The organism is Olsenella porci (assembly GCF_009695875.1).
Classification (GTDB): Bacteria; Actinomycetota; Coriobacteriia; order Coriobacteriales; family Atopobiaceae; genus Olsenella_H; species Olsenella_H porci.
Map to the genome: position 1 here is coordinate 1 of NZ_VUNC01000006.1, position 16,661 is coordinate 16,661.

Annotated in this window: 14 protein-coding genes; 8 read left to right on the top strand and 6 right to left on the bottom strand. The window is 66.2% G+C overall.

What is annotated here, in order from left to right:
- Window positions 1-61: 61 nt before the first annotated feature.
- A complete protein-coding gene (locus FYJ68_RS10495) occupies window positions 62-664 on the top strand; it encodes a sugar O-acetyltransferase (protein ID WP_154435633.1) in 603 nt (200 codons plus the stop codon).
- Window positions 665-1,073: 409 nt separating this feature from the next.
- On the opposite strand, the gene FYJ68_RS07670 is transcribed toward FYJ68_RS10495, so the two are convergent.
- Window positions 1,074-1,694, bottom strand: coding sequence for a histidine phosphatase family protein (locus FYJ68_RS07670; protein ID WP_195837763.1), 621 nt, complete (start codon window positions 1,692-1,694; stop codon window positions 1,074-1,076).
- A gap of 314 nt (window positions 1,695-2,008) precedes the next feature.
- The gene (locus FYJ68_RS07675; RefSeq protein ID WP_154435635.1) at window positions 2,009-2,548 is read right to left on the bottom strand and encodes a helix-turn-helix domain-containing protein; all 540 of its coding nucleotides are present in this window, start codon (window positions 2,546-2,548) and stop codon (window positions 2,009-2,011) included.
- 265 nt (window positions 2,549-2,813) lie between these two features.
- On the opposite strand from FYJ68_RS07675, the gene FYJ68_RS07680 reads away from it, so the two are divergent.
- Window positions 2,814-3,680 (top strand): HAD family hydrolase, encoded by an 867-nt coding sequence (locus FYJ68_RS07680; protein WP_154435636.1) that lies wholly within the window; start codon window positions 2,814-2,816, stop codon window positions 3,678-3,680.
- 76 nt (window positions 3,681-3,756) lie between these two features.
- On the opposite strand, the gene FYJ68_RS07685 is transcribed toward FYJ68_RS07680, so the two are convergent.
- From FYJ68_RS07685 to FYJ68_RS07695, 3 genes are all read right to left on the bottom strand, one after another.
- Window positions 3,757-4,551 (bottom strand): ABC transporter ATP-binding protein, encoded by a 795-nt coding sequence (locus FYJ68_RS07685; RefSeq protein WP_154435637.1) that lies wholly within the window; start codon window positions 4,549-4,551, stop codon window positions 3,757-3,759.
- Entirely contained in the window at window positions 4,551-5,468 is a 918-nt protein-coding gene (locus tag FYJ68_RS07690) for an ABC transporter permease (RefSeq protein ID WP_154435638.1), read from the bottom strand. The genes FYJ68_RS07685 and FYJ68_RS07690 overlap by 1 nt, the downstream gene beginning before the upstream one ends.
- Window positions 5,469-5,582: 114 nt before the next feature.
- Window positions 5,583-6,641, bottom strand: coding sequence for an ABC transporter substrate-binding protein (locus FYJ68_RS07695; RefSeq protein WP_229772132.1), 1,059 nt, complete (start codon window positions 6,639-6,641; stop codon window positions 5,583-5,585).
- A 211-nt stretch (window positions 6,642-6,852) separates the two neighbouring features.
- Here FYJ68_RS07695 and FYJ68_RS10500 point away from each other — a divergent pair, with 211 nt between their 5' ends.
- From FYJ68_RS10500 to sdaAA, 3 genes are all read left to right on the top strand, one after another.
- Window positions 6,853-8,154 (top strand): chloride channel protein, encoded by a 1,302-nt coding sequence (locus FYJ68_RS10500; RefSeq protein ID WP_154435640.1) that lies wholly within the window; start codon window positions 6,853-6,855, stop codon window positions 8,152-8,154.
- A gap of 1,229 nt (window positions 8,155-9,383) precedes the next feature.
- Window positions 9,384-10,349: a patatin-like phospholipase family protein gene (locus FYJ68_RS07705; protein WP_154435641.1), complete on the top strand. Its 966-nt coding sequence runs from the start codon at window positions 9,384-9,386 to the stop codon at window positions 10,347-10,349.
- A 105-nt stretch (window positions 10,350-10,454) separates the two neighbouring features.
- Window positions 10,455-12,077 carry an L-serine ammonia-lyase, iron-sulfur-dependent, subunit alpha gene (gene sdaAA, locus FYJ68_RS07710; RefSeq protein WP_154435642.1) on the top strand — a complete coding sequence of 541 codons (1,623 nt, stop codon included), beginning with the start codon at window positions 10,455-10,457 and terminating at the stop codon, window positions 12,075-12,077.
- Here sdaAA and FYJ68_RS07715 read toward each other — a convergent pair.
- A complete protein-coding gene (locus FYJ68_RS07715; RefSeq protein WP_154435643.1) occupies window positions 12,074-12,952 on the bottom strand; it encodes a LysR family transcriptional regulator in 879 nt (292 codons plus the stop codon). The two genes, sdaAA and FYJ68_RS07715, sit on opposite strands and share 4 nt — an antisense overlap.
- A gap of 152 nt (window positions 12,953-13,104) precedes the next feature.
- On the opposite strand from FYJ68_RS07715, the gene FYJ68_RS07720 reads away from it, so the two are divergent.
- The 3 genes from FYJ68_RS07720 to FYJ68_RS07730 all read left to right on the top strand — a co-directional run bounded on the left by FYJ68_RS07720 (window position 13,105) and on the right by FYJ68_RS07730 (window position 15,698).
- Window positions 13,105-13,944: an AzlC family ABC transporter permease gene (locus FYJ68_RS07720; RefSeq protein WP_154435754.1), complete on the top strand. Its 840-nt coding sequence runs from the start codon at window positions 13,105-13,107 to the stop codon at window positions 13,942-13,944.
- Window position 13,945: 1 nt separating this feature from the next.
- Window positions 13,946-14,260: an AzlD domain-containing protein gene (locus tag FYJ68_RS07725; protein WP_154435644.1), complete on the top strand. Its 315-nt coding sequence runs from the start codon at window positions 13,946-13,948 to the stop codon at window positions 14,258-14,260.
- Between the two features lie 274 nt (window positions 14,261-14,534).
- Window positions 14,535-15,698 carry a pyridoxal phosphate-dependent aminotransferase gene (locus tag FYJ68_RS07730; protein WP_154435645.1) on the top strand — a complete coding sequence of 388 codons (1,164 nt, stop codon included), beginning with the start codon at window positions 14,535-14,537 and terminating at the stop codon, window positions 15,696-15,698.
- Window positions 15,699-16,661: the final 963 nt, after the last annotated feature.

A 16,661-nucleotide genomic window follows, 5' to 3' on the forward strand; every position in this document is an offset into this window, starting at 1 on the left:
GGACAGGGCCTCGCCGGCAGTGGTCGCCGATTCCGGCGCCCCGCGGTGACGGGACTGGCGAATGTACGTTGGTGCGGATGGGGGCGGTTCGCTGTCTAGTCTGGTGAAATCTATCTTGACTTCAACATATGATCCGTTCGCGGACCAGGAGTCGTTTGCTCGGCTCAACGAGTGCAGAGACCTCTGTTGGCGCTACAACAACACCCTTCCGTCTGAGATGGACGAGAAGCGCCGGCTGCTTAGGCAGATCGTGGGCGAGATGGATGAGACGGCCGTGGTCATGGGCCCGCTGCAGTGCGACTATGGCTCAAACATCCACCTGGGGCATCGGTTCTTCGCCAACTACAACACTGTCATGCTCGATGCCGCGCCCATCGTGTTCGGCGACAACGTCCTGGTGGGCCCCAACTGCTGCTTCACCACGTCAGGGCATCCCATCGACGCTTCCACCCGCCGGCAGAACCTCGAGTACGCCCTCCCCATCACCGTGGGGAGCGACGTGTGGTTTGGCGCCGGGGTCACCGTGTGCCCGGGAGTCACGATTGGGAGCGACGTCGTGATCGGTGCCGGGAGCGTGGTCACGCACGATATCCCCTCGCACGTGGTGGCGGTCGGTGTCCCGTGCAAACCGATGCGGCAGATCACCCCCGAGGACCGCCGGTAGCGCGACATCCCTACTTTCTGCCAAGGTACGAACTTTGATGGATTGCCAACTGCGGAAACGTAGGGCTGATGCCAAGGGGGGACTCCCACAGCTGCTCACGCGAGGGACTTTCTGCCAAAGTGTGATGTTTGATGTGTGCCCTTCCGTCGTGAGCTAGCGAGGAAAAGGAATGGGCGCAGCCATCTGGATGCCATCTGACTGGGTGGATGCCCAGCGGCGCTCCGCGCCATGCTGGATCCAGTTGCGGCTTCTGTCACCAGTTCCGTAACTCTTCTCTTCTGCGAGCTCTTTCCGAGAGGCATGCACGTGGGGTTGATCCGGGGATTCCGTCCTGTCGTAAGGGCGAACTCCCTTTAGCGTGAGAGAAGGGTGTGTCCTCGTTCCCGAGCAGCTCGCCTCGAAGGCTTCCTTAATGCACCTTGGTCGGCGGGGTGGAGTATGTGATGGTAATTGTCCCGTCGTCGACCTCCATCACGGTATAACCGCAGTTTGCCTGCTTCACGCTCCAGAAGTCCTTGAGGGGGATTCCCTTGATCAGGCCGATGATCGCGCAGTTGATGCCGCCGTGTGCCGTCACGAGCATGGCGTCGTAGTTGCGCGAGGCGCTTACGATCACGTCGTCGATGAACGACCTTGCCCGTGCGTACACCTGGTCAAAAGTCTCGCCACCGATGGGGGCTTGGTACCTCTCGGGATGGTGCTCGTAGTCGTTGGCGGGGTTAGTGAGGTAGAACCACGGTGTGTGCCGGTAGGAACGTCCCTCGAGCAGTCCGTACGAGTGCTCCAGCAGGCGCTCGTCCTTCACGATGGGGACGCTGGGGTCATCGAGCGCGATCCTCGCCGTCTCGACCGCACGGACGAGCGGGCTGGAGTAGCACACGTCGAAGTCGATGCCCGCAAGCTGGTCGTGCAGCTGGTGCGCCTGCCTCCTGCCCTCGTCGTTCAGGGGAATGTTGACCTGCCCTTGCATCTTCTTGCGGGCATTCCAGTAGGTGAACCCATGACGGGCGAGCACGACGGTACAGGGCATCCTGCCTCCCAGCGCGATGTGTAATGGATCACGGACAATTGTAGCTCCCACCTGCAGAAATCCTGGACCCCCAATAAATGTGGAGGGGATGTGGAGGGAACGATTGCCCGAGGAACAATTGTTGTCCGGGGTCCCGCATACCCCAGGCATCAAGGTAGGCGAGAGGGGCCGGTCATCCGCCTTGCGACGTGGTCAAGTCGGGATGTGAGGTCACGCGCCTACGAGCTACATGTTCGAGGGACGGGACGCCTGCGGATGCCATCCGCAGGAATCCCGCCCCTCGAAAGCTGGCCAAGTTCCTTGGGCTACGGCGCTCAGTCGTGCCGGCTGTTGCGGACGATGCGCGCCACCCCCGCCGCCACGACGGTCACCAGACCCGCCAGGAAGAAGGCGGCGGCCATGGGGAGCAGGAAGAAGTTCTCGTGCAGCACCCCCGCCGCGTCCACGTACTCCACTGAGTTTGCCTTCACGAAGACGCAGAGCGCCCCCATCAGCATGAGCGCGCAGCCAACGATCACCGTGACCATGTTGCTGTGGGCTTGCCTTCCCTCGCTTCCGTCGCGGATGAGCTTTTGCGCCATGCGGCTCTCGAGCGTCTCGCCCTCGCCTGTCGTCTTGCCGGTCTCCGCAATGTTCGTATTGTCCATGTTCGATTCCCCCTTGCCGAGGATGAGTAGGTCGAGGGACACATGGAAGGTCGTTGCGATGCGGATGAGCGTCTCTATGTCTGGGAGGTTGGTTCCCCTCTCCCAGTTTGAGACGGCCTGCCGCGTGACCGTGAGGCTCTGTGCCAGTTGCTCCTGGGTCATTCCCTCGCGCTTGCGCAGCTGCCGCATCTGATCGCCAAACTCCATGTGCTCCTCCTTTGCCCACACCATCCCTCGGATGGGGCCGGGGGACAAGAAAGGGTCCCTTGCGGGGGTGGTCTGGGTCGTGCCAAACCGCGCAAGGGGCGCTTGCACAAGGCTATCACCTCGCAAAACGCGGGGGAGAGGCAATTTGCGCCAATACTGGGAGACATGCGTGCTCAGGGCGTGGTGAGACCTCCCGAGGCTGTAAGGTTGGTGGCAGAAACCTAGGCTTCCGTCCCCGTTGCTCGCCCGTTTCAGGAGTGGTCGCATGATCAGACTCGTCCTCACGGACATGGACAACACCCTCGTGCCCTTTGGCGACGAGAGGGTCTCGCAGCGCGCGATCGATGCGATCCGCGCCTGCCAGGAGGAGGGCATCGACTTTGGCCCTGCCAGCGGTCGCGACCGCGGTGAGGTGGCGAGCTTCTTCGGTGACGATGCGAGCTGCTACAACACCGGGGTCATGGTCAACGGGCAGAAGGTGTACTTTCTGGGCGAGGTGGTGTATGAGAAGACCTTGCCGACCGCGTTGCTCCGCAAGGTGGAGTCGCTCGTGGCCCCGCTTCCCGGATGCGCATTCATCACGTATCGCGACAACAACTTTGGCGACTGGGTCGGTGCCACGCGCGAGGAGCTGGGAAGCATGTACGACCGCGCGTTCATGTGCGGGGGCAGGCGGCACGAGCACGGCGGGATGCCCGACTACCCCGTGATCAAGGCGGGCATCATCGTCCGGGGTCCCGAGGAGCGGGTTCTCGACCTGTCCGCGCGGCTGACCGAGGCATGCCCGGATCTAACCTTCCTGCACACCGTGGAGCAGTGGCTCGACGTGAGTCCCCGGGGATGGGGCAAGGCCAACGGCGTGGGCATCCTCTCTAACGTGCTAGGGCTGAGCCTCAGCGAGGTCTGCGTCTTTGGCGACGCGGACAACGACCTGGACATGCTCCGGGCGGTCCCCAACTCGTGCGCCGTGGCCAACGCCAACCCGGCCGCCTCGCGTGCGGCTCGCTGGCACGTGGGTGCATCTGCGGACTTTGGGGTGGCGCGTGCACTCGAGCAGATTGCGGAGGCCGCCCGCCTCTCGCGTGAGGTCGGGAGAGAGGTGCTGCCTGCCTTCATGCGGGAGGGGGAGTAGCGCCACGCAACAAGTTGGGCGCCCGCATCCGTCGCGGTGGATGCGGGCGCCCTGGAATGCGGAACTTCTCGCCTTGCTACGAGAGGAGCATGCGGTCGTTGGCAAGTTCTCCGCCCGAGACCTCCTCGAACTTCTTGAGCAGGTCGGCGACCGTGAGTCCTGCCTTCTCGTCCCCGCGAACGTCGTAGATCACGTTGCCCTCGTGCATCATGATCAGGCGGTTGCCCAGGCGGATGGCGTCGTGCATGTTGTGTGTGACCATCAGCGTGGTGAGGTGGTTCTCGGCAACGAGCTTCTGGGTGAGCGAGAGGACCTTGCTTGCGGTCTTGGGGTCGAGTGCCGCCGTGTGTTCGTCGAGCAGGAGCAGCTTGGGCTTCTTCAGCACCGCCATGAGCAGGGTGAGCGCCTGGCGCTGGCCACCCGAGAGAAGCCCCACCTTGGAGGTCATGCGGTCCTCGAGCCCCAGGTCAAGCTCCTTCAGGCGCTCGTGGTAGCCGTCGCGCTCCTCCTTGCTGATGCCCCACGAGAGCCCGCGGTGCTGCCCGCGGCGTGCGGCGAGGGCGAGGTTCTCGTCAATCTGCATGTCGGCGGCGGTGCCGCGCATGGGGTCCTGGAACACGCGGCCAAGGTCGGCGGCGCGCTTGTGCTCGGGAAGGCGCGAGACGTCCTTGCCGTCTAGCACGATGGTTCCTCCGTCCAGGGGGAACACGCCGGCGATGCTGTTGAGCAACGTGGACTTGCCGGCGCCGTTGCCGCCGATGATGGTGACGAAGTCTCCGGCGTCCAGGTTGAGGTTAACTCCCGTGAGGGCGGGCTTCTCGTTGACCGTGCCCCGGTTGAAGGTCTTGGTGACTCCCTTGAGCGACAGCATCAGCGCTCGCCTCCCTTCGAGTACGCCCGGCGCGCCTGGCTGCGCTCCACGATGACGGGGATGACCAGGGCGAGCGCGACGATGATGGCGGAGAGGAGCTTCATGTCGTTGGCGTCCATGCCCATCTGGAGGACGACGGCACGGATGATGAAGTAGATCACGGAGCCCACGACGGCCGAGGTCAGGCGGCTGCCGAACGCTTGGAGCTTGCCCGGGGTCAGGCGGCCGAGCACCTCTCCTATGACGATGGCGGCGAGGCCAATCACGATGGCGCCGGTGCCCATGTTGATGTCGGCGTACTTCTGGCTCTGGCACACCAGGGCGCCGGAGAGGCCCACCAGACCGTTGGAGAGGCTGAGCGCGATGAGCTTGGTCACGCGCACGTCGATGCCCAGTGCGCGGCACATGTCCTCGTTCTGGCCGGTGGCGCGCAGCGCGGAGCCGATCTCGGTACCAAAGAACCAGTAGAGCAGGACGATGCACAGCACGGCGATGACCAGCCCGATGAGCAGGGATGCCATGCTCTGCGAGATGCCGAGCGCCTTGGAGACGCGCGTGAACACGGTGTCGACGCCCAATAGCGGCGTGTTGGACTTGCCCATCACGCGCAGGTTAATGGACCAGAGCGAGATCTGCGTGAGGATTCCCGCAAGGATGGCGGGGATGTCGAAGAGCGTGTGGAGCAGCCCGGTCACGGCGCCGGCGACGATTCCTGCGAGGGTTCCCAGGAGAATCGCGACCAGCGGGTCGAGCCCCATGTTGACCGATGCCACCGCGGCGACGCAGCCACCCAGGGCAAAGCTCCCGTCCACCGTCAGGTCGGCTATGTCCAGCATCCGGAAGGTGATGAACACGCCGAGCACCATGATGCCCCAGAGGATGCCTTGCGACACCGCTCCAGCGAGTGCCAATGCCATACGTTCCCCCAAACCCGATGATGTGCCCGGGACGCGTTGCCCCGGGCACATCTCATGTCGCCGCACGTGGCGGCCCTACCCTTGCTTCCGTTCGACCCGATGGCCGCGCGTCTCCTATGCCGAGGCGCTGTCCGCGGAGTCTGCGCCGTCGCTCGACGTGGCGGAGTCGCCCAGCACGGTGAGGTCAACGCCGACGGCCTCTGCCGTCTTCTGGTTGGTCGACAGGGTGCACTCCTTGGCGCTCAGGTGCTCGATCGGCATGTCCGCGGGCTTGGACTCGCCCTTCAGGATCTTGACCGCCATCTGGCCGGCCTTGTAACCGAGCTTCTCGTAGTCGATGCCGTAGGTTGCCAGGCCGCCGTTGTCGACCATTCCCTTCTCGCCGCAGATCACGGGGAGCTTGTTCTCGTTGGCGACCATCGAGACCGTGGACATGCCCGCCGCGATGGTGTTATCGGTGGGGGCGTAGCAGGCGTCGACCTTGCCCACCATGGACTCCACGACCTGCTGGATCTCGTTGGAGCTCGAGACCGAGTAGCGGGTCGCCGTGAGGTTGCGCTTCTTGGCGGCCTCCTCGGCCATCTTCACCTGGACGTCGGAGTTGCTCTCGGCGGTGCAGTACAGGATGCCGACGGTCTTGGCATCGGGGAGCAGCTTCACGAGCAGGCTGAACTGGTCGTCGACCGGCGTCAGGTCCGAGGTGCCGGTGACGTTGTTGCCGGGCTTGTCGTTGCTGTCAACCAGGCCGGACGCGGCAAAGTCGGTGATTGCCGTCCCCACGATGGGGATGTCGGTCGTGGCGCCCGCGACCGCCTGTGCGGCGGGCGTCGCGATTGCCAGGATCAGGTCGTCTCCGTCGTTCACGAGCTTGGTCGCGATGGTCTGGCAGGCGGACTGGTCGTTCTGGGCGTTCTGCTGGTCGATGCTGTACTTGATGCCCGAGTCGTCGAGGGCGCTCACAAAGCCCTTGTTGGCGGCGTCGAGCGCGTCGTGCTCGGTCAGCTGCAACACGCCGATCTTGTAGGTCTTGGAGCCGGCGGAGCTGTCCGAGCCGCTCCCGCCGCCGCTGCATCCGGCCAGCGTAAAGGCCGCCAGACCCCCAAACAGTGCAATGGCATCGCGACGTGTGACGTTCTTGGTCATGCTGACAGCCTCCTCCTTGTGCAGTGCCATGCCCGTGCATGGCGGTTGCGCTTATCAGCACATCCTAAGTTTGATGTTGGGGACGTATGGTTTGGGGAGACGAACGATTACAAGTTCGTAACCGCACGCGCTGGCGGCAAGCCATTCGAGGTGCATGGAATCCCGTCCCGCGTCGCGTATCCTCTATCAATGTTGGGATATTGTCTCGCCGGCGGGCGAGACGGTGCGAGGGGAGAGTTGCGTGGAACAGGGGAGAGACCACACTGTGAAGGGTCGCGAGGTAAGCGACGGCGGGAGCCAGGGAGCCCTCTCGGAGCTCAGGGGCTCCGACCGCGTCCGGGCGTCCGCCTTCATCCTCCTCGTGGCGCTCGTCCTGGGCGTCGTGGTCGGCTTCCTGACCTTTGCCGTGCTAAGGCTGGGCGACCTGGCGCAGTCCACGGTGTGGGAGGGGCTGAGGGGCGCCCTTCCCGAGGGCGTGCGCGCCGCGTACCCCCTCGTCGTCTGCACGATTGGCGGCATTCTGGTGGAGGCATGGACCCGCAGGTGCGGCTACACGCTCGACACCCTCTCGGTGGTCGTCGCCCACTGCCGTGAGAGCGGCGGCTACTTTGTGAGGAGCTGGGGCCGCTCGCTGGTCCTCTTCCTGCTGCCTATCGCCTTCGGCGGGGCGGTGGGTCCCGAGGCGGGCATCTCGGGCTTCGCTGCGGCGGGTTTCACCGCCGCGATGAGTGCCCTGCGTCGTTCCGGCGGTGCAATTGCAGACGACCCGTCCAAGCCTGTTAGGAGCGGCATTTCCGCGCTCAGCCCCGAGTGGGTTGGGCGAGAGGTGCGTCTCATGCACAAGCGCCACAGGGCAGTCGTGTGGGCGGTCGCCGGAATCGGCTTCGCCCTGGGTGCCGTCGTGCTGGCAAGGCTCGCTGGGCCCGCCGGGGCACTGCCCCGCTTCCCGGCGATCGACTACCTGCACTCCTCGATGCTGGCTGCGCTTCTCGCCCTGGTCCTGGGGTGGGGCCTGAGCGTCGTCGGTGCTGTCGCCGGGAGGGCTGCGAAGAGCGCTGCCGACCGGATGTCCCGGGCGGGCGTGCCGCGTGCGGTCGTCTGCGGCGTGGTGCTGGGCGCGGTCGCCGTGCTTCTCCCCAACGTCCTCTTCTCGGGCGAGTCCGCCACGGGCGACCTGGTGGGCGGCTGGCAGGGGGTGGGCGTCGCGGTGCTGTTTGCGTCCGCCCTCGCCAAGGTCTGCCTCACCAAGCTGTGCGTGGCGTGCGACTGGGTGGGCGGCGAGTTCTTCCCGCTCATCTTCTGTGGCGTGAGCATGGGCTACGTGGCCGCGGCTCTCCTCGGGGTCGACCCGCTCCTGCCCGTCGCCGTCGCGGCTGGCGCGGTCGTGAGCGCCAGTACAAAGAAGCCGCTGCTCACGGTGTGCGTCCTCGCGCTCTGCTTCCCAATCCAGAGCCTGCCTGCCGTCGCGGTTGCCGCGTTTGTGGCGGCGAAGCTTCCACTGGGTGTCCCGTCTGGGGAGGCTTCGGAGGACCAGGGGGAGTAAGGGAGGGGGGCCAGTGGGTCGCAGGCTCTCGAGTCCGAGCCGCCGTGCGGGCCGTCCTCAGGAACGGAAAGGGCTCTAATAAGGGAACGCCGGGGGCTGGCGCGTGCAGAGAGGCCGGTGGTCCTGGAAGGTCGGACTGCCGGCGGAGTCCTGGGCCTCCGCAGCATCCGTGCAGGTAAAGGGCTTGCGGAAAAGGACAACCTCAGCCCTGGTGACAAACGCCTTGCGTGTTGCTCGCGCTGGGAAGGCCCTTAAGAGTCAAAGAACGGAAGTGGGCCGACGGCGCCGAGGGGGGTTGGCCCGCCTCCGTCCGAGAGGGCCCACACGCGACCGACCTCGAAGCGCGGCAAGTCCCGTGGGATCCGGGCTCCGTAAGGATTGGCGCGTTTAGGACCCCCGTAAACGCGCGTGATCTTACGAGACTCGGAGTTCCATAAAGATTGACGCGTTTAACGCCTCCCTAAACGCGCCAACCTTTACGGAGCGCACCCCGCGCGGACGTTTTGCCGCCAGGTTCGAGGTTCGATGGGTTAGGGGGCCGTACGTCTGCGGGTGGGAAGCCACCGATGGCAGCTTAGGTCCGAAGTGAGCACTTCCGCACGGGAGGATGCCCGACGCTGACCGGGTTCGCCCAGTGTTCCCCAGGTGGGGGACCCTTGGGACTTGTCCGCCTTCCAACTCTTGGTGGCAAGCTCCCGCCGCGAGCACTCACATCCGGAGTTCGCTGCCGGGAGATCCCCTCTCGGGGTTCAAATGGCAGAGGGAGCCTGAAGTGAGCACTCACTTTGGGAACATACTGCCAGCATGTCTGCTGCGGAGGAGACCCGGTCCGCAACGCGACCCCATCCCCGGCGGGAGGGAGCTCGATGAAGGAAGAGCGAGTCCAAGCGTGCGCGGAGTTGCAACTTGTTCGGATGGTAGGAAGCCCGTTGCATTCTGAGTCTATCGATTTCCGGCCATGCCCCTTCTGGTTCGCTGCCGGATGTGCAGGGGAGGCCGCGCCAGAACGCGTCCGAGCGTGTACATTCGGGTCGGGTTTTAGTGGGATGGAGCGCTTAACCGCCACGCCGCTCGGGACCGACAGCGCACGCCACGTGCGTGCGAATTCTCCCCCGCGGCATCCCCTTGCGCCTCGAACGCCCCCTCGTCCTCCCGCCCTTTGATATCCTGCGGTTGTGAGGAGGGGGGCGTTCTCGCCTCCGTCTTGGACGGCGTCGGGGGAGGAAGCTATGGCAAGGCTCGATGGTGTGGGCGCCGCGTTCTGCGGTGGTGGGTTCCGCTCGTTTGCCGAGGTTGCCGCCATTGAGGACATGGAGCGCAACGACGTGCGCATAGCTGCCGCGGCGGGGACCTCCATGGGCTCGATGGTCGCGGTCCTCACTGCCGCGGGGCTCCCCTCCACCCGGATCGAGGAGCTCCTGGTGAAGATGGACCGTCGCGTGGTCGAGGACGGCTTCCTCAAGAACATGCAGTTCAAGGTCCTCAACATGGTCATGAGCAACGGCTTTTTGGATTCGGGCGTGATGGAGGGCTACGCCCGCGACATCCTGGGTGAGGCGGGCGTGCTTCACATGGACGACCTCAAGATGCCCGTTGCCATCCCCGCCGTGGACATCACCTCGGGCCAGCTGTGCGTGTTCACCAACGACCCCGAGCTGTTTGGTGACCCCAACGGCTCGTGGGCGTGCCTCACGGGAAACCTCGACCTTGCCAAGTGCGTCACCTGCTCCGCCTCGTACCCCCTTGCCGTCACGCCCACCCAGTACCTTGGCCGCACCTTCATGGACGGGGGCTGCCGCATGAACCTGCCCACCCCGCTCTTCGACCGAGGCTCGGTGGATGCCGTGGTGGGCGTGGGCCTCATCCGCTCCATGCACCCGCTCGAGTCGCCCGCCCCCATCGACATCGCCCGGCGGACCATGGCGTGCGGGGCCAACCAGCTCGACCGCCTGTACTCCCAGGCCGCGGACGTCTATGTGAACCTCCCCGTCTCGGGTGACGACGCCTTTCAGGCGGGCACGGGGCGCCAGGTGATAGACGAGGCACGCGCCATGCTTGCGTCGCATCCCGTCGACTGGTCGGCGGCGAGGCCGTCCGGGCTCACTGCCCTCAGGAGGGCGGCGCTCGATGCCCTGGCAAAGGTCATGCGTCCCCAGGGGTCCGAGTGGCAGGAGGGACAGGCGTCCCGTTCGTAGCGCCGGCGCCACCACGTGCCGGGGGAGAGGACCCGCGTCCGTCTCCGATGCCTCACCGTCCCGAAACAATCCCCTCCTACGCTGGTGGAAGACCGGGGAGGTGCCATGAGGAGCTTTGGCCTGAGGGATGTCCTGGGACCCATCATGGTGGGGCCGTCGTCGTCGCACACGGCGGGTGCGCTCCGCATCGCGCAGATGGTGAGGGAGCTCCTGGACGCCCCGCCCGCCGAGGTCCGGTTCACGCTGTACGGGTCGTTTGCCCGCACGTACCAAGGCCACGGCACCGACCGCGCGCTGGTTGCCGGCATGCTGGGGCTCCACACGGACGACCTGCGCATTCGCGACTCCCTGCAGATGGCGCGCGACCAGGGGGTCACCGTATCGTTTCGGGCGGATCCCAAGTCGAGGGTCTCCCACCCCAACACCGTGGACGTGTGGGTGCGCGATGCCAACGGCGACGAGCTGACGGCCCGGGGCGAGTCCATTGGCGGCGGTGCCGCGCGGCTGACGATGATCGACGGGCTGTCGGTGCAGATTACGGGAGAGTACAACGCCCTCATACTCTACGAGCGGGACGTGCCGGGCGTGCTCGGCCACATCGCCGGCACGCTGGGAGAGGGCGGGGTCAACATTGGCTCGGTGTGGATGTACCGCTCGCGCCGTGGGGGCGAGGCATTCAACGTGCTGGAGGTCGACGGCCCCGTGTCGCGGGAGGTGCGCGAGGCGATCCTCGCGAGCCCGGACATCAGCCGCATGCGGTTCGTCCCCGCGGACGGGCTGGGTCGCGCCCCCGACGCAGAGGGGCTGGGCGAGCCCGCGATGGGTCCGGACGAGGCGGAGGCCCTGCTCCCAACGGTGGACTTTGAGGACGCGTCGCAGCTCCTCTTGCATGCGGAGGCGCATGGGCGCACCCTTGGGCAGTCGTTCATGGCGCGCGAGGAGGTGTGCGAGGCCATGCACGGTCGTCCCGTCGCTGCCGCCGAGCGCTACCTGGACCGGGTGCTGAACGTGATGCGCGAGTCCGCGTACGGGCCGTTGGATGGCGAGGTTCGCACCATGGGTGGCCTCATCGGCGGCGAGTCGCGTGCCCTGTCGGGGCTTGCAAGCGGGGGAGACGCGCTTGCCGGCGGGGTGGACGCCCGCGCGGCGACGCTCGCGATGGCGGTGCTCGAGACCAACGCCTCCATGGGGCGCATCGTCGCCGCCCCGACGGCAGGGTCGTCGGGCGTGGTGCCCGGCGTCCTTCTCGCCATCGACGAGGCGGTTCATCCGGGGCGAGAGGAGATGCGCGACGCCCTTGCCTGCGCCGCGGCGGTGGGGTTCGTGGTCAGTCGAAACGCCACGGTCGCGGGAGCAGAGGGCGGCTGCCAGGCGGAGGTGGGCACCGCGAGCGCCATGGCGGCGGCAGCGGCTGCCCGCCTGATGGGTGCCGGCCCGCGAGCGTGCCTGGATGCGGCGGCGATTGCCCTGGGCAACCTTCTGGGCCTTGCTTGCGACCCGGTGCGGGGCCTCGTGGAGGAGCCGTGCCAGAAGCGCAACGCCGCCGCGGCGGCGAACGCCCTCGCCTGCGCCCGCATGGCAGTCGCGGGCGTGAGGTCGATCGCGCCCTTTGACGAGGTGGTCCAGGCTGCCAAGCGCGTGGGGGCATCCCTTCCCATGGAGCTGCGCGAGACTGCCCTGGGCGGGATCGCCGCCTGCCCCAGCTGCCGTGGGTGCGCCCTGGGCTAGGCCGTGGCGTCGCCCCTCTCCCCAAAGATGAACTCGGCGAAGCCGCGCGACGCCACGGGGAGCGTGTCCCACGCCGACCACGCCAGGGCGATGTTCCTGCTGGGACGCTCCGCGATGGGGCGAACCTCCACCCCCGTCGCATAACCCTCGAGCATGGTGGTGTAGAGGATCGAGACTCCCAGGCCCTCGCGAACCATGGCGAGGATGGAGTAGTCGTCGGTAACCTCGTAGCGGATGCGCGGGACCAGCGAGAGCTTGTGGAACGACGAGAGTGCCACGCTCACCTGGCCCTCGTCCAGCAGGATGATCGGCTCCCTTGCCAGCTGGGCCAGGGTCACCTCGTCCCGGGCGGCGAGGGGGTGGCCCTGGGGCAGGACCGCCATCATGGTGTCGGTCGCCACGGTGCGGCAGGGCAGGCCCTCCGAGTAGTCGCCGTTCAGGAAGCCGATGTCCACCTTTCCCTCGGCGACCCACTCGGCGATGCTCGTGTACTCGCCCTGACGGAGCACGAAGCGCACGTCGGGGTGCAGCCCCTCAAACCGGTGCATGAGCGGCGGCAGGATCTTTCGGCTCACGCTCGAGAAGGTACCCACGCGGATGGTGGCACCCATTAGGCCGGCGACCTCCTGCCTGCGACGGTCGAGCTCCTCCTCCGCCTGCGCCACCGCGCGGATGTTGGGCATGAACGTCTCGCCGTCCCTGGTGAGCGAGAGGGAGCCCCGCCTGCGGTCGAGCAGGGTCACCCCCAGCTCCGACTCCAGCGAGTGCACGGTCTGGCTCACGGCGCTCTGCGTGTACCCAAGCTCCCTTGCCGCCTGGGTGAAGCTGCCCGTCTCCACCACCGCGCAGAAGACCTGGCAGCGCGACATCCTCATGGCGGACCTCCCTCACGTGCATTCATTAGGGTTACTAATCGAATCATAAAATACATTCGTTTAACTAATCGCTCCCGCGATGCTATCAAAGAAGTCACAGGGTGTTTACGGCGTGGGGAGCAGACGTGGGACAGGCGAGTATTGCAACAACCATGACAGGTGCCGAGGGTGCTTCCCGCGGGGGTGTGGGGGAGTGGACTGCCCCGTTCCGCGAGGGGCTCGCCGCCGGCCTCCCCATAGCGCTGGGGTACCTCGCCGTGTCGTTCTCGCTCGGCATCGCGGCGAAGATGGCCGGTCTGAGCCTTGGGCAGGGCGTGCTGGTCAGCTTCCTCTGCAACGCGTCGGCAGGCGAGTACGCAGGGTTCACGCTGGTGGCGGCGCATGCGGGATACCTCGAGCTCGCCGCGATGATGCTCGTGGCAAATGCCCGCTACCTGCTTATGGGGTGCGTCCTGTCGCAGCGGTTCTCGAGCAACACGCCGCTCTGGATGCGCGCGCTCATCGCCTTCGACAACACCGACGAGATCTTCGCCGTAAACATCGCCCAGAGGGGAGACGTGCGGCCCGCCCGTGCCCTGGGGACCATGGTCCTGCCCCTTATTGGATGGGCCGGTGGCGCGGCCCTCGGCATGATCGTCGGCAGCGTCCTCCCCAGCCTGGTGGTGCAGGCGCTGAGCGTCTCGCTCTTTGGCATGTTCCTCGCGGTCATCATCCCGCCCGCGCGTGAGAACCACGTGGTCGCCGGGGTCGTTGCCGTGAGCTTTGCGGCCAGCCTTGCCGCCTCCGTGACACCGTTGGTCTCGGGCCTCTCTGAGGGCGTCCGCACCATCCTCCTGACGGTGGGGATTGCGGCCGCTGCCGCCGCACTGTACCCCGTTCCGGACGAGGAGGGCGAGACGCGCGAGGACGTCCCCGCCGATTCCGTCGATGGGCGGCAGCCCGCGTTCGAGCCCGTCGCCCTGTCCTCCGCCACGACCGCGGTGGAGGCGTAGCATGGGCGCGACCGGCTGGGCCTACGTCGCCATCATGGCAGGCGTGACGTTTGCGACCAGGGCGCTTCCTGCCACGCTCATCAGGCGGAGGATCACGAGCCCGTTCCTGCGCTCTTTTCTCTATTACGTGCCCTACGTCACCCTTGCGGTCATGACGTTCCCGGCGATCCTCGGTGCCACGGGCGTTCCTGTTGCCGGTGCGGTCACACTCGTCGTGGGTATTGCCCTCTCGTGGATGGGCGCCGGCCTGTTTGCCGTGTCGGGCGCCTGCTGCGCCTCGGTCCTCGCGGTCACGCTGCTGGTACAGGCGCTCTAGGCCTGGCGTCGCCGTAATGCTGCCACCCCAGCCGTCTGACGTCTTGGGAGTGTGCTCCCCCTGGCGGGACGCCCGGAATGCCATGGGGATTGGCATGGGGGGCGGTCCGTCGCACCTCTCCCCAAGGAACCTAGATATACAATAAAACCCACTATGATTCTCCGGCGTCCGACGGATGGGCCTCGCCCTCGCCTGACGGCGGTCTCCGTGCCATCGCCTACGTGATGCCACGGTGGAAGGGGCCCCGCGAAGGGCGGGGGAGAGGGGATGTGCCATGAGGTTCTCGAAGAGGCTCGACCTGTTTGGAGACGAGGTGTTCGCCGCCCTCAACGTCAGGCGCCGCGAGCTCGAGGCCAAGGGGCGCGAGGTATACGACCTTTCGGTGGGCACGCCGGACTTCGCCCCAGACCAGCGCCTGATTGACGCGATGGTCAAGAGCGCGAGCGACCCCGAGAACTGGAAGTACTCGCTTCACGATCGCGATGAGCTTGACAAGGCGGTCTGCGACTACTATCGCCGTCGCTACGGCGTCGAGGGCATCACGCCCGACATGGTCATGAGCTGCCACGGCACCCAGGAAGGCATGGGCTTTGTGTGTCAGGCGCTCGTGGACCCGGGCGACACGGTGCTGGTCCCCGACCCGTGCTATCCGCTGTTCCGCACGGCGAGCCTGCTCGCGGGCGCCAAGCTGGCGTTCTACCCGCTCAGTGCCGAGCACGACTTTCTGCCCTACGTCGAGGGCATCCCCGACGACGTCGCGGACGCCGCGCGCTACATGGTGGTCTCGCTCCCCGCCAACCCCGTGGGCTCCGTGGGGACCCCGGAGGTCTATCGCCAGATCATCGACTTCGCCAAGGCGCACGACATCGTGATCATCCACGACAACGCCTACTCTGACATCGTGTTTGACACCGAGGAGCCGGGTGGCTCGTTCCTCGCGTACGAGGGCGCCCGCGAGGTTGGCGTTGAGTTCCTCTCGCTCTCCAAGTCCTTCGACGTCACCGGCGTCAGGCTGAGCTTCCTGGTTGGCCGCCCCGACATCGTCGCCGCCGCGAAGAAGCTGCATGGGCAGCTTGACTACGGCATGTTCTTCCCCGAGCAGGACGTTGCGATCGCCGCGCTCACCGGTCCTCTCGACGGAGTCGAGCGCCAGCGCATGCTCTACCAGGAGCGCCGCGACGCGCTGTGCGACGCGCTCGAGGGCATTGGCTGGGAGCGTCCCAACGCGCACGGCTCCATGTTCGTGTGGGCGCGCATCCCGGGCGGGCGTATGGACTCGGTCGACTTCACGCTCGAGCTCATGGAGAAGTCCGGCGTCATCGTCACCCCCGGCGCCAGCTTTGGTCCCGCCGGCGAGGGCTTTGTGCGTATGGCCCTGGTGATGCCGCCCGAGCGGCTGCGCCTTGCGGTCTCCAAGATTCACGAGGCTGGTTTCTAGGGGTCGGTCGCCACTCGTGGCTGCGTCGATGTCGCCTAACAATCCCTTGGAGACGCGCGCTGGTACGCCACCAGCGGTTTCATGAGGCATCGGAAGGGCCACTTTGGGTCGCGTCCCGCTTGAGGTGGATGTCGGGGGTGATCCCACTCTCTTCTCCTCGCTCAAGCTGGCGTCCCACCATGAGGCGCCCAAGCAAGAACATCAAGGAAGCCGGGGCCATGGGCAAGATGTCCGTGGCCCCGGCTTCGTCTTGTCCAGTTCCGCTCCCTGTGGCGGATAGCCTGGATGTGGTTGCCCGGCCTGCAACGAAAGGCCGGGGCACCTCTCGGTTGCGGAGGCGAGCTGCAGCACGTGCCCCGCCTCCCGCGCTGCCGTCTCCCCCCATGGGTTCTGTTCTGGGGCCTCACCAGCCAGTCAGACCGTGGGCCTTCGACGTTGACCATGGGAGTGCGCCCTCAATGGTCAAAGGGGGGCCTCTGCCAGCGGATCTCCCGTTAATCGTGCCTTGCCTGCTCCTGATTTCTCTCGAGCCCTGCATGTCTGGCATCAAGGGTTAAACCATGGCAGTGGAAGCCTGATATGAGCGGGTCGGCTGGTGAGTTCTCATCGGGGTGTGTGGTTAGCTCCAGTGTTTCAGCAGGTAGAGGGGTCGAGGGGACATCGCCCGCCCTGGAGCGTGGCAGCGTCTTCCCGATATAGGCACTCACGTCGGGCGCTTGCTGCCATTTGGCCATCATTCCGGACATGATTGGCGGCGGGAGACGGATATGAGTGCTCACATCGGGAGTTTGCTGACAATGTTGGAAGTTTGATGTCCGAGCGCGCCGCTGATCGCGAAGGCGTGCCGAAGAGGCCGTGCCTATCACGGGCAGGAAGGCCATCGGAAGTCAGAGAAGTGAGGAGTCGGGGCCAGGTTGAGCGGGCCCGAAATCGGGGTGGGCTTGCCCCGGGGCCCGTCTGCTC